Source organism: Amycolatopsis sp. WAC 04169 (genome assembly GCF_003947535.1).
In the GTDB taxonomy this organism is placed as follows: Bacteria; Actinomycetota; Actinomycetes; order Mycobacteriales; family Pseudonocardiaceae; genus Amycolatopsis; species Amycolatopsis keratiniphila.
In genome coordinates this window covers 454424-466798 of the sequence record NZ_QHJI01000001.1, presented here as the reverse complement: position 1 = coordinate 466798, position 12375 = coordinate 454424, and the positions used below count along the sequence as shown (strand labels likewise).

Annotated in this window: 12 protein-coding genes; 6 read left to right on the top strand and 6 right to left on the bottom strand. The window is 68.4% G+C overall.

The features are described from left to right. Positions 1-2: 2 nt before the first annotated feature. Together DMC61_RS02270 and pknB are read left to right on the top strand one after the other, a co-directional pair. A complete protein-coding gene (locus DMC61_RS02270) occupies positions 3-1310 on the top strand; it encodes a protein kinase (RefSeq protein WP_125686399.1) in 1308 nt (435 codons plus the stop codon). Next, on the top strand, positions 1307-3265 hold the full coding sequence (gene pknB, locus DMC61_RS02265; protein ID WP_125686397.1) for a Stk1 family PASTA domain-containing Ser/Thr kinase: 1959 nt from the start codon (positions 1307-1309) through the stop codon (positions 3263-3265). The genes DMC61_RS02270 and pknB overlap by 4 nt, the downstream gene beginning before the upstream one ends. A gap of 533 nt (positions 3266-3798) precedes the next feature. On the opposite strand, the gene DMC61_RS02260 is transcribed toward pknB, so the two are convergent. The 4 genes from DMC61_RS02260 to DMC61_RS02245 are packed head-to-tail and all read right to left on the bottom strand — an operon-like array spanning position 3799 to position 6420. After that, complete coding sequence (locus tag DMC61_RS02260) at positions 3799-4341, bottom strand: AAA family ATPase (protein WP_125686395.1); 543 nt, start codon at positions 4339-4341, stop codon at positions 3799-3801. Then, positions 4341-4985, bottom strand: coding sequence for a hypothetical protein (locus DMC61_RS02255; protein ID WP_125686393.1), 645 nt, complete (start codon positions 4983-4985; stop codon positions 4341-4343). Before DMC61_RS02255 ends, DMC61_RS02260 begins: the two co-directional genes overlap by 1 nt. Beyond that, a complete protein-coding gene (locus DMC61_RS02250) occupies positions 4973-5779 on the bottom strand; it encodes an ATP-binding cassette domain-containing protein (RefSeq protein WP_125686391.1) in 807 nt (268 codons plus the stop codon). Before DMC61_RS02250 ends, DMC61_RS02255 begins: the two co-directional genes overlap by 13 nt. Beyond that, entirely contained in the window at positions 5776-6420 is a 645-nt protein-coding gene (locus DMC61_RS02245) for an aminodeoxychorismate/anthranilate synthase component II (protein ID WP_125686389.1), read from the bottom strand. The genes DMC61_RS02250 and DMC61_RS02245 overlap by 4 nt, the downstream gene beginning before the upstream one ends. Positions 6421-6531: 111 nt before the next feature. On the opposite strand from DMC61_RS02245, the gene DMC61_RS02240 reads away from it, so the two are divergent. After that, positions 6532-7851, top strand: a complete 1320-nt coding sequence (locus DMC61_RS02240; protein WP_125687095.1) for an FAD-dependent oxidoreductase — start codon at positions 6532-6534, stop codon at positions 7849-7851. A 54-nt stretch (positions 7852-7905) separates the two neighbouring features. Here the strand turns inward: DMC61_RS02240 and DMC61_RS02235 are convergent, their stop codons facing one another. Both DMC61_RS02235 and DMC61_RS02230 read right to left on the bottom strand, forming a co-directional pair. Further along, entirely contained in the window at positions 7906-8562 is a 657-nt protein-coding gene (locus tag DMC61_RS02235) for a response regulator transcription factor (protein ID WP_125686387.1), read from the bottom strand. Further along, positions 8502-10277, bottom strand: a complete 1776-nt coding sequence (locus DMC61_RS02230; RefSeq protein ID WP_125686385.1) for a sensor histidine kinase — start codon at positions 10275-10277, stop codon at positions 8502-8504. The genes DMC61_RS02235 and DMC61_RS02230 overlap by 61 nt, the downstream gene beginning before the upstream one ends. Before the next feature lie 133 nt (positions 10278-10410). Here DMC61_RS02230 and DMC61_RS02225 point away from each other — a divergent pair, with 133 nt between their 5' ends. From DMC61_RS02225 to DMC61_RS02215, 3 genes are all read left to right on the top strand, one after another. Further along, complete coding sequence (locus DMC61_RS02225; RefSeq protein ID WP_125686384.1) at positions 10411-11121, top strand: ABC transporter ATP-binding protein; 711 nt, start codon at positions 10411-10413, stop codon at positions 11119-11121. Between the two features lie 15 nt (positions 11122-11136). Beyond that, the gene (locus tag DMC61_RS02220; protein ID WP_125686382.1) at positions 11137-11871 is read left to right on the top strand and encodes an ABC transporter permease; all 735 of its coding nucleotides are present in this window, start codon (positions 11137-11139) and stop codon (positions 11869-11871) included. A 110-nt stretch (positions 11872-11981) separates the two neighbouring features. Beyond that, positions 11982-12374, top strand: coding sequence for an SCO5389 family protein (locus DMC61_RS02215; protein ID WP_005161845.1), 393 nt, complete (start codon positions 11982-11984; stop codon positions 12372-12374). Position 12375 lies beyond the last annotated feature (1 nt).

Below are 12375 nucleotides of genomic sequence, written 5' to 3'. Positions count from 1 at the left end.
GGATGCTGTCCTCGGGTCAGCTGCTGGCCGACCGGTACAAGCTGACGAACCGGATCGCCGTCGGCGGGATGGGCGAGGTCTGGCAGGCCAGTGACACGCGGCTGGACCGGACGGTCGCGATCAAGATCCTCAAGGCGGAGCTGTCCGGCGACGCCGAGTTCCTGCACCGGTTCCGGACCGAGGCGCGGATGACCGCGTCGCTGAACCACCCCGGCATCGCCGCGGTGCACGACTACGGCGAGACGGTCGCGGACGAGCTGTCGATCGCGTATCTGGTGATGGAGCTGGTCGAAGGCGATCCGCTGGCCGCGATCATCACCCGCGAAGGACGGCTGAACGCCGAGCGCACCCTGGACATCCTGGAGCAGGCCGGTAACGCGCTGCAGGCCGCGCACGAAACGGGTCTTGTGCACCGCGACGTCAAACCGGGCAACATCATGGTGACCCCGGCGGGACAGGTGAAGATCACCGACTTCGGGGTCGCGAAGGCCGCCGACGCCGCCCCGGTGACCAGGTCCGGCATGGTGATGGGCACCGCCCACTACATCGCCCCCGAGCAGGCGCTCGGGCACAACGCCGAACCGGCGAGCGACGTCTACTCGCTGGCCGTGTGCGGCTACGAATGCCTCACCGGGCACCGGCCGTTCCTTTCGGAGAACGCGGTGACGGTCGCGATGATGCACATCCGCGACCTCCCGCCGCCGCTGCCGCCGGACGTGCCGCCGGGCGCCCGCGCGGTGATCGAAGCGACCCTGGTCAAGGATCCGAGACAGCGGTACAACAGCGGCGGCGAGTTCGCCGCCGCCGTCGCCGCGGTCCGTGCCGGTCTGCCCCTGCCGACGCCGTCCGGGCTGGTGAACGTGGCCTACTCGGCCGGCCAGCCCGTGCTGCCGCAGCAGGTGCCGCCCGGCCCGCACTCCCCGCCGAACCCGATGGTGGCCGTAGGACCGGCGTCGCATCCGGCGATGCACCCGGTCACCGGTCCGCCGCCGATGGCGGTCCGCCGTCTGCCCGGCAGACGGCCACAATGGGGCTGGTGGCTGCTGCTCGCGGTGATCCTGATCGCAGTACTGGTGGCAGGAGCCTTCCTCATCGTGAGACTGGTCGGTTCGGGCAACGGACCGCAGTCGGGCGGCGTGGAAACGAGTGAACACGCGCCGGCTCCGGGTAAGAAGTCCGAAGGTCCTCCGCCGACGTCCGCATACCCCGCGGCACCGACGGAGGGCGGCACCGAGGAGCCGGCCGGACAGGCGAATCCAGGAATGATGAGCAGCAAACCTTGGACGGAATGGAACGGCACGCAGAGATGAGCACACCAAGACTGCTCAGCAACCGCTACGAGCTGGGCGAGACGCTCGGCTACGGAGGCATGTCCGAGGTCCACCACGGCCACGACGTGCGCCTGGGCCGGGAGGTGGCGATCAAGATCCTGCGTGCCGACCTGGCGCGGGATCCCCAGTTCCAAGAACGTTTCCGTCGCGAGGCACAGAACGCGGCGGCACTGAACCACCCGGCGATCGTCGCCGTCTACGACACCGGCGAGACGAACACCGAGTTCGGCCCGCTGCCCTACATCGTGATGGAGTACGTCGAAGGACGGACTCTTCGCGACATCGTGAAGACCGAAGGCCCGATGTCGCAGAAGCGGGCCATGGAGGTCATGGCCGACGTCTGCGCGGCACTGGACTTCTCGCACCGGCACGGCATCGTGCACCGCGACGTCAAGCCGGCGAACGTGATGATCACGAAGAACGGCGCCGTCAAGGTGATGGACTTCGGCATCGCGCGCGCCATGCACGACGGGCAGTCCGCGATGACGCAGACCGCCGCGGTGATCGGCACGGCGCAGTACCTGTCGCCGGAGCAGGCCCGCGGTGAGTCCGTCGACGCGCGTTCCGACGTCTACGCCGCCGGCTGCGTGCTGTACGAACTCATCACCGGCGAGCCGCCCTTCACCGGCGACTCGCCCGTGGCGGTGGCGTACCAGCACGTCCGGGAAGACCCGAACCCGCCGTCGTCGGTGAACCCGGCCGTGGCGCCCGAGCTCGACGCCGTCGTGCTCAAGGCGCTCGCGAAGGGCCCGGCGAACCGGTACCAGTCGTCCGCGGAGATGCGTTCCGACCTGGTCCGGACGCTGTCCGGTCAGCGGCCCGCCGCGCCGATGGTGATGTCGGAGGACGAGCGCACCCAGGTCATGGACTCCGACCGCCGGGTGCCGCCGCGCTACGACCAGTACGAGGAAGACGAAGAGGACCCGGCCGCGAAGAAGAAGCGCCGGGCGTGGCTCATCGCCGGTCTCGTGGTCTCGCTGGCCGCCATCGTGCTGCTGATCATGTGGCTGATGGGCGCGTTCCAGGGTGCCGGTGCGGAGAGCAAGACGATTCCGAAGGTGGTCGGGCAGTCCGAGGTTTCGGCGAAGGACACGCTGCGCGGCGCCGGCTTCACCTCACTCGAGACCAAGAAGATCACTTGCACCGGCGAGTCCGTGAACGGCCAGCCCTCGTGTGACGAGAACCAGATCGACAAGGTCATCAGCATCAACCCCGCCGAGGGTCAGGTGGTACCGACCTCGGACAAGATCACGCTGACCGTCGGCTCGAAGCCGGGCAAGGTCAAGACGCCGGACCTCAAGGGCAAGAGCGTCTCCGAGGCCACCACGGCGCTGACCGAAGCCGGTCTGAAGCTCGGTGCGACCACCGAGGAAGAGACCGAGGACACGAACCAAGCGGGCAAGGTCATGTCGCAGAACCCGAGCGCGCAGGCCGAGGTCGATCAGGGTTCGAAGGTCGACATCACGGTCGGCAAGTCCAAGGAACTGAAGACGGTCCCGAACTACAAGGGCAAGACCCAGGCCGAGGCCGAAGCCGGGTTGAAGGCGGCCGGGTTCACCCCGCAGGTCACCAATGTGGACTCCGACCAGCCCAAGGGCACCGTGATCGACCAGACCCCGAACGGCGGCAAGCTGGCCGTCGGCAGTGTGGTCAAGCTGTCGGTGTCGAACGGCAACCAGGAGACCTTCGAGATGCCGATCCTGAAGGGCATGACCGAGGAGCAGGCGACGCGGCAGCTGCAGCAGCTGGGCTGGAACGGAACCCTGGACACGCAGGCCGACAAGAACGGTGACAAGGATCTGGCGGGCAAGGTCAGCAAGACCAACCCGCAGGCCGGTTCGAAGATCGCGAAGAACGCGCCGATCACGCTGTTCATCGTCGAAAGCGACGAGACGCCGACGTCGTCGAGCTCGCGGCTCTTCCCGCCTCCGTGATCCAGAGCTGAGTGAGGAGGGCCCCGCACGGTTTCGTGCGGGGCCCTTTTCATGTCCTGCCCCTTCGGGAAATGGTGACCGATTCACCCGGTTTCACGAGGGTCGTGAGTGAAAAGAGGGTTATTGAGGGGCAAGTCAAAAGTGGCGTGCCACTAGACGTTCTTCGCCAGCTTCAGACGGGATTGAAAGCCCATGCGACGTGAGTCCGGACTGGCGATGCAGACAGACCTGATCCCGAGTGTCCACAAGGGACATATCGCGTCGAACCGGCATCCATTTGATACCTTTATGTCCGTTTCTGGACGGGGTCGTGAGTGATAATGAGGGTTAGAACCACCCAAATCACTCACGACCCTCGCGCAAAGTGGCCAAATCGGGCATTTTCGCTCGAACAGCGTCCCTTGTGGACAGTCAAGGGCGCGCGCCAGGCCTTTATGGCGAGCATGCTCCCACCACCAACTCCACACGCCATATTTGACTTACCTCTCAATAGAACCGTCCTCGCCACTCACGACCCCCTGGATAGGCATCGATCAGAGCGTCAAGCTGTCGAGCAGTCCCTGGTAAGCCTGCTGAATCCGCCCGGCGCTGGTCCGCACCACGACCGCTTTCGGCCGCGTCGCGATGAGCGCCACGAGCCGGTCGTACATCTCCGCCAGCCGTTCGGGCCCGCCCAGCATCTCGTGCGCCTCGACGTGTTCGGGCTCCGCCGCCGCGCGCGTGCGCTCGGCGAACCGCCGGAGCACGTTGTCCTTGGTGTCGAGGAGGACGATCTCGTGGAATTCCGCGGCCGTTTCGACGGCGAGCGTTTCGAGGCGTTCGAGGAGATCGGCGCGGCCGAGGAACTGCGGGACGATCACGTCGTGGCCCGCGAGCAGCTGGGTGCGAGCGGCGCTCACGGCGAGGTCGCGGGCGAGCGTCCCGGCTTTCGCGGCGTTCTCGCGCCAGGCGCCGAGCAGGCCGCGGAGCCGGTCGATGTCGAGGTTCAGCGTCAGCGGATGGTCTTCGGCGTACAACCGGGCGAGGGTCGACTTCCCGCAGGCGGGCGGGCCGTTGAGCACGATGAGCCGCGGCATCAGGCGTTGCGCCGGAGCAGATACCCGACGGCCGTCGCGCTCAGCAGCAAGGCGGAGACCGACGCCACGACGGCCACGATGAACGGGCCGGTCAGTGGTTGTTGCGACGCCAAGGCGCGCAGCAGCGGATTGGCCAGCGGCAGCCACTTCACCAGGAGCACCGCCGCGAGGGCGAAGATCGCGGCCAGGACGGACCAGCCGACCCGCGGCACCAGCAGCCGCGAACAGGGCAGGCCGATCGCGATCCCGAACAGCGCGCACAGCGTGTGCGCCGAGGCTCCCAGCGCGAAGGTGCCGATCGTGAAGCCGCCGGTCCGGAGCCCCGACCACAGCACCGTCACGAGGATCAGCACGACCGCGCAGCCGAAGACGGCCAGCGTGGCGCCGCCGAGGACCGACCGCCAGCGTCGTGCGTGGCTGAAGGTCACCAGCCGCTGGACCGGGTCTTCGACGTCGAGCATCGCGATGGTCAGCCAGCACGACACGACGAGGAGCGAGCCCGCGCTGATTCCGTACTGCGGCAGCAGCGGCGACTTCGGATCCGTGTAGAGCACGGTGTTCACCGCGATATAGGCGAGGATCGCGGGCAGGTAGCGCTGGGAATGGCCGAGCAGCGCGAGGTAGTAGCGGGTCATGGCGAGCACGGCGCCACCTCCCGGACCGAAAAGCCGCGGTTGAGCGCGCGGAGCAGGACCGCGTCGGCGTGCCCGGCTTCGACCGTCAGGACGACCTTCCCGTCCTCGGCCACGACGTGGCTCACGCCGGGTTCCGACGACCAATCGCCGCCGAGTCCGTGAAGCACGATCCTTGTCGCGTTTTCGACTCTTGTTTCGACACGGGTCAGGACGCCGTCGTCGATCCGGTAGACGTCGTCGGCGTGGGCGTGCACGACAGAGGCCCGGTGGTCGGTGAAGACCACGCTCGCGCCCCGCTCCTTGGTCTCGGCGACGAGTTCTCCGAGCACGGTGTGGGCTTCGACGTCGAGACCGGACCAGGGCTCGTCGAGGATCAGCAGGTCCGGCTCGGCGAGGACCGCCTGGGCGAGGCCGACCTTCTGGGCGTTGCCCTTCGACAGGGTCCGCAGGGGCGCGTCCGGGCCGCCGACCAGCGCCAGCCGGTCCAGCAGGGGATCGATCACCGACAAGTCGACATGGCCGTCGATGCGGGCCATATGCCGCAGGTACGCCCTGGCACTCATCCGCTGTCCCGCCGGAAAGCGGTCCGGGAGGTAGCCGACGCGCGGATCGCCCACGACGGTTCCCGAAGTCTCACGGGAAAGTGCCGCGAGGATCCTGAGCAGCGTCGACTTCCCCGAGCCGTTCGAGCCGAGGACGCCGATCACTCGGCCCGCCTGGACGTCGAGGTCGACGTCGGCGAGCACGGGTTCACCGCGGCCGTAGCGCTTACCGACTCCTTCGAGCCGGATCAGCGAGGTCACGCAGCAGCGGCCTTCTGCAGCGCACGGGTCGCCTGTTCGAGTTCGTTGACCGTGGCGTCGGGCACCGGGTGTCCGGCGGACGCCATCCAGTTCGCCAGCATCCGGTGACCGCCCTGGGTGAGCACGGATTCGGGGTGGAACTGGACGCCTTCGAGCGGCAGCTCACGGTGCCGCATGCCCATCACGACACCGGACTCGGTGCGGCCTGTGATTTCGAACACGGTCTCGTCGATGGTTTCCGGCAAAACGGTCAGCGAGTGATACCGCGTGGCGGTGAATTCCGCAGGGAGCCCGGCGAGCACTCCGTCGCCCGAATGGTGGACTTGACTGGTCTTGCCGTGCAGCAGTTCCGGGGCGCGGTCGACGGTGGCGCCGAAGACCACGCCGAGCGCCTGGTGGCCGAGGCAGACACCGAGCATCGGGATGCGTTCCTCGGCGCATTTGCGGATGACGTCCATGCTCTGACCAGCGCGTTCCGGGGTTCCGGGGCCGGGAGAGACGAGGACCGCGTCGAACTCGCCGAGCTTGTCGATGTCCACGACGTCGTTGCGCCAGACGGTGCAGTCGGCGCCGAGCTGGGCCAGGTACTGGACCAGGTTGTAGACAAAACTGTCGTAGTTGTCGACGACGAGCACGCGCATGAAGCCAGCTTAGCGGCTCCCACCAGGTGGACCGTACGCCAGATCACAATGATTGTTAGGGCTACCTAACTTACCGTGGTAGGAGTGAGCCGTTCTCTTCGTGTAGCCATCGTGGGTGCCGGTCCGGCCGGCATCTACGCCGCCGACATCCTCGACAAGTCCGACGCCGACGTGACGATCGACCTGTTCGAGCGCATGCCGGCGCCGTTCGGGCTGATCCGGTACGGCGTCGCGCCCGACCACCCCCGGATCAAGGGCATCGTCACCGCCCTGCACAAGGTCCTCGACAAGCCGAACATCCGGCTGCTGGGCAACGTCGACTACGGGACCGACCTGAAGCTCGACGACCTGCGCCAGTTCTACGACGCGGTGATTTTCTCGACCGGCGCCATGGCCGACCGCGCGCTCGACATCCCCGGGATCGACCTCGACGGCAGCTACGGCGCCGCCGACTTCGTCTCCTGGTACGACGGGCACCCGGACGTGCCGCGCACCTGGCCGCTGAACGCGACCTCGGTCGCGGTCCTCGGCGTCGGGAACGTGGCGCTCGACGTGGCGCGAATCCTCGCGAAGACCGCCGACGAGCTGCTCAGCACCGACATCCCGGACAACGTCTACCAGGGCCTGAAGGCCAGCCCGGTCACCGACGTGCACGTGTTCGGCCGCCGCGGCCCGGCTCAGGCGAAGTTCACGCCGCTGGAGCTGCGCGAGCTGGACCACTCGCCGAACGTCGAGGTCATCGTCTACCCCGAAGACATCGAGTTCGACGAAGGCAGCATCGCCGCGCTGCGGGCGTCGAAGCAGATCGACATGGTCGTGAAGACGCTGCAGGAGTGGGCGATCCGCGACCAGGGCGACCGGCCGAAGCGGCTGCACCTGCACTTCCTGCACTCGCCGTGCGAGATCGTCGGCGAAGACGGCAAGGTGACCGGCCTGCGGACCGAGCGCACCGAACTGACCGGTGACGGCAACGTGCGCGGCACCGGCGAGTTCCACGACTGGGACGTCCAGGCCGTCTACCGCGCGGTGGGCTACCTGTCGTCGCATCTGCCGGAGATCCCGTTCGACCACACCACCGGGACCGTGCCGAACCAGGCGGGCCGGGTGCTGGACATCGACGAGGAGCAGGTGCCGGGCGTCTACGTGACCGGCTGGATCAAGCGCGGGCCGGTCGGCCTCATCGGCCACACCAAGGGCGACGCGGCCGAAACCATCGCGAGCCTGCTGGCCGACGCCGGCAACCTCACGGCCCCGGCCGTCGAGGACCCCGACGCGATCCTCGGCTTCCTGACCGAACGCGGCGTTCCCTTCACCACCTGGGAAGGCTGGGGCAAGCTCGACGCCCACGAGAAGTCGCTGGGCGTCCCGCACGGCCGGGAGCGCGTCAAGGTCGTGGAGCGCGACGAAATGACCCGCATCTCGCGAGGCTGAACCATCTGCGCGTGAAGGCCCCCTTCCCTCGGCTCAGTCGAGGGAAGGGGGCCTTCACGCGGAGCCGAGGTAAGTCAGGACCGCGAGAACGCGGCGGTTCGTGTCGTCCGAGGCGACGATGCCGAGCTTCGCGAAGATGTTCGCGGTGTGCTTCCCCACCGCCCCTTCGCTGAAGTGCAGCCGCGAAGCGATGGCGGCGTTGGAACAGCCTTCGGCCATCAGTCCGAGCACCTCGCGTTCGCGCGGGGTCAGCGCGGACAGGGGGTCGGAAGCGTTGCCCGCAACCAGTTTCGCGATCACCTCGGGGTCCATCGCGGTGCCGCCGCCCGCCACTCGCCGCACCGCGTCGATGAACTGGTCCGCGTTGAAGACCCGGTCCTTCAACAGGTATCCGATCGCGCCTGCCCCGTCGGCGAGGAGTTCCCGCGCGTAGAGCTGCTCGACATGTTGCGACAGAACGAGAATCGGCAGCCCGGGGATGTCGCGCCGGACGGCCAGCGAGACCTGGAGTCCTTCGTCGGTGAGCGTCGGCGGCATCCGGACGTCGACGACCGAAACGTCGGGCCGGTGCGTGCGCAGCGCCCGCTCCAGTTCCGGCCCGGTGCCCACCGCCTCGACGACGTCGAAACCGTGCGCGGTCAGCAAATGCGTCAGGCCGTCTCGGAGGAGGTATTGGTCTTCGGCGACGACGCATCGGGGTCGAGCTGGCACGGGATCTCCATGATCGCCTTCGTCGGCCCGCCGAGCGGGCTGGTCAGAGCAAAAGTACCGTCGAAGGCGCCGAGTCTGCGTTCGATCCCGCGAATCCCGCTCCCCCGGGCCGCGTTCGCACCGCCCTTCCCGTCGTCGGTCACCTCGATCCGCAGCAGACCGTCGTCGTAGCCCAGTTCGATCGACACTCGCCGCGCCTCGCCGTGTTTGGCGGCGTTGCCCAGCAACTCGCTGACCGCGAAATACGCACACGCCTCCGCTGGCGGCTCCAGCCGGGGCAGGGTGCCGTTCACCGAAGCCCGCAGCGGGCTGTCGAGCGCCATCGCGCGCACGGCGTCGCCGAGCCCGCGCTCAGACAACACCGGCGGGTGAATCCCGCGCACCAGCAGCCGCAACTCGGTCAGCGTCTCGGACGACGTCTGCCGCAGCTCGGCGGCCAGCCGTTTCGCCGCGGCCGGGTCGCTGTCGATCAGCGCTTCGACCGCGCCCAGCTTCATCCCCATCGCGACCAGCCGCGACTGGACCCCGTCGTGCAGATCCCGCTCGATACGCCGCAGCTCGGCGGCTTGCGCGACCGACGCGTCGGTCCGCGTCTGCTTCAGCCGTTCGACACGCTGCCCGAGCCGCGAAGCCTCTGTCGGACCGAGAAGCACCTTCGCGAAGCGCGCTCCCAGACGGGCAAGCCACGGCGTCGCGGCCAGTCCGGCGACGACCGCCGCCACGGCGACGGGAGTCAGCGCGAGCGCTTGCCCGAACGGCCGCCAGATCCACAGCGCCACCACACCCCAAAGGCCGAGGGACACCAACGCCACCGTCGGCACGGCCAGCACCAGCAGCACCGCGGAGTTGACCACCGCGGCTGCCAGATCGCGCCAAGTCGCACGGTCGACCATCGCCCAGCGCAAACGCGCCAGCCTCGCCGGCCACCACGGGGTGTCGTACAACTGCCGTCCGTGCCGGTACATCCCGTCCGCCCGCGGCACGGGGAACGGCGGCTCCGGCAGATACGGCCGGTCGATCCGCACACCGGTCCAGTTCTTGGCCTCGCGGCGCAGGGTGTCGGTCACCGAACGCCCGGCGACGACCATCGCCGGGAACAGCGGCGCCGGCCAGATCAGGGCGAGCAACGTCGGGATCGCCATCCCGAGCTGTGCGGCCGAAAGCGCGAGCAGGCCCAGCTGGAAGCCCAGCGCCTTCAGCCTGGTCTTGAGCCAGCCGTCCCCCGTGCGGCCCGGGCGGGGGCCGAGCCACCAGCGCGTCCACTTCCCGTACAGGCGGAGGGCGCGCGGCCCGGCCAGCAGGACCGCGGGGATCAGCAGCAGGCCCGCGAGCGGATTCCACAGCTGCCAGCCGAGGTCGCGTCCGGTCGCCGGATCGTCGGAGATCCATTCGAACCGTTTGGTCCACTTGATGAACCACGACCGCTTGAACAGGCTGTTCCCGTCGCGGTACCAGCCGTCGCGCTCGCGTTCCGGCTCGGGCGGCGCCGGCCGGTAGGGCGGCTCGACGTCGACACCGCACCAGCGTCCGGCCAGCCGCCGGGTGAGCGCGGCACGCGGACGCGTCCCTTCGAGCGCGAGCGTGTAGGCGAAGACCAGGCCGAGACAGAGCAGGCAGAAACCCACCAGTTCGAGCAGCAGGTCCAGCCAGCTCACCAGCGCCAAGGCCGCGAGCACGAAGCCCCGGCGCACGGAGGTGAGGTAGGTGCGGAACATGCGACGAAGTCTTCCCCACCGCCCCGGCCCGGCACAGTGACCACAGGCCCCCGATCAGGGTGGGTCCAGCCCCACCCCACCTGTGGGTTCAGCGCCATTCTGGCCAAGTCCGTTGCGCCATAACGTTTTTCGCATGCCACTCATCGAAGTCACCAACCTCCGCAAGACGTACGGGGAGCACGTCGCGGTCGACGACGTTTCGTTCCACGTGGAACAGGGCGAGATCTTCGGGATCCTCGGGACCAACGGCGCCGGCAAGACCACCACGGTCGAATGCCTCCAGGGACTGCGCACGCCGGACTCCGGCACCATGTCGGTCCTCGGCCTCGACCCCGGCAAGGACCACGCCGCCCTGCGGCAGCGCCTCGGCTCGCAGCTCCAGGAGAGCCGCCTGCCGGACAAGATCAAGGTCCACGAGGCGCTCGACCTCTACGCCTCCTTCTACGCGAACCCCGCCGACACCGGTGACCTGCTCGCGAAGCTCGGTCTCACCGAACAACGGGACAAGTACTTCGGCAAGCTCTCCGGCGGGCAGCAGCAGCGCGTCTCGATCGCGCTCGCGCTGGTCGGCCGCCCCGAGGTCGCCGTCCTCGACGAGCTGACCACCGGACTGGACCCGCACGCCCGCCGCGACACCTGGAAGCTCGTCGAGGCCGTGCGCGACACCGGGGTCACCGTCCTGCTCGTCACGCATTTCATGGACGAGGCCGAACGCCTTTGCGACCGTCTCGCGATCTTCGACGCCGGGCGCGTGGTCGCCACCGGCACCCCCGGCGAGCTCCGCGACCGCGCCGGTAAATCCACTTTGGACGAAGCCTTCGTGACCCTGACCGGCCGCGACTGAGCCAGGAGACCAACAATGAACACACTCGCCAAGATCACCGTCACCGAAACGAAACTCGCCCTCCGCACGCCCGGCTTCGTCATCGGCGGGCTCGTCCTGCCGACGGTCATCACGGCCGTGCTCGGGGTGATCCCCGGGATTCGCGCGGAGAGCGAAACGGCGTCGGGTATGCGTTTCCTCGACGCCTGGGTGCCGTCGATGGTCGTGCTCACCATCGCCATGATGGGCCTGCAATCGATCCCCGGGATCATCGCGACGTACCGCGAACAAGGCATCCTTCGCCGCTTCGCCACCACTCCGGTGCACCCCGCCCAGCTCCTGGTGGCGCAGCTGATCATCAACGTCATCGTGACGATCGGCGGGGTCGGCCTCCTTCTCGTGACCGCGGGCGTCGTCTTCGACGTCCCCACCCCGCGGCATCCGCTCGGCTTCCTGCTGACGTTCGTCCTCGGCACGACCGCGATCTTCGGGCTCGGCCTGATCGCCGCCTCGGTCGCCAAGACCAGCCGCGCGGCGAACGGGCTCGCGCTGATCGCCTACCTCCCGATCATGTTCCTCGGCGGCGTCTACCTGCCGCGCCCGTTGCTGCCGGAGGCCATCCGCGACATCGGCGCGTACATCCCGCCGGGCGTCAAAGCCCTCGAAGACGCCTGGACCGGCACCGGCGCCCAGCCGCTGCAACTCGCCGTGTTGGCGGCTTTCGCGGTGGGCAGTTGTGTCGTGGCGGCGAAGCTCTTTCGCTGGGAGTGACGACGGCTTCCGCCAAAGTGGTGATGATGATCGTTTTCTCTTGTGGCTTGAGCCGCGGGTGGGTAGTCAGGAAGACGGCCCACGTTCACCGTGTCTCTCTCGGAGGTTCGATGTCTCTGGATGTATCGCCCGCGCTGCTGGAGAAGGCCGAGCGCGGGGAGGTCTCCGACGCCGAATTCGTCGCCTGCGTCCGGGAGTCCCTGCCCTACGCCTGGACCGTGATCACCGGTGTCATCGCGGAGGCCGAGGGCGCGGCCGACGGATTCGCCGACAACGAGACGCCGCCGCCGAGCGAGGCCGAACGCGGCCAGCTGCTGCGGGCGCTGGCCTCGGACGCCATCCGCGGCGGCCTGGAACGGCACTTCGGCGTGAAGCTGGCGTTCCAGAACTGCCACCGCGTCGCCGTGTTCAAGAAGTCCCAAGTGGACAGTGACCGCTACCGCGCGTTCGTCTCAGTCCGCGGCCAGCTGCTGAACCAAAGCCCGGAACTGCGCGACTGCTGAG

Bases quoted from the DNA above. Each gene is read 5' to 3' on its own strand.
- DMC61_RS02220 (WP_125686382.1), top strand. From the start codon at position 11,137: ATGAACACACTCGCCAAGATCACCGTCACCGAAACGAAACTCGCCCTC.
- DMC61_RS02260 (WP_125686395.1), bottom strand. From the start codon at position 4,341: ATGCCGCGGCTCATCGTGCTCAACGGCCCGCCCGCCTGCGGGAAGTCG.
- DMC61_RS02225 (WP_125686384.1), top strand. From the start codon at position 10,411: ATGCCACTCATCGAAGTCACCAACCTCCGCAAGACGTACGGGGAGCAC.
- DMC61_RS02245 (WP_125686389.1), bottom strand. From the start codon at position 6,420: ATGCGCGTGCTCGTCGTCGACAACTACGACAGTTTTGTCTACAACCTG.
- DMC61_RS02270 (WP_125686399.1), top strand. From the start codon at position 3: ATGCTGTCCTCGGGTCAGCTGCTGGCCGACCGGTACAAGCTGACGAAC.
- pknB (WP_125686397.1), top strand. From the start codon at position 1,307: ATGAGCACACCAAGACTGCTCAGCAACCGCTACGAGCTGGGCGAGACG.
- DMC61_RS02215 (WP_005161845.1), top strand. From the start codon at position 11,982: ATGTCTCTGGATGTATCGCCCGCGCTGCTGGAGAAGGCCGAGCGCGGG.
- DMC61_RS02230 (WP_125686385.1), bottom strand. From the start codon at position 10,277: ATGTTCCGCACCTACCTCACCTCCGTGCGCCGGGGCTTCGTGCTCGCG.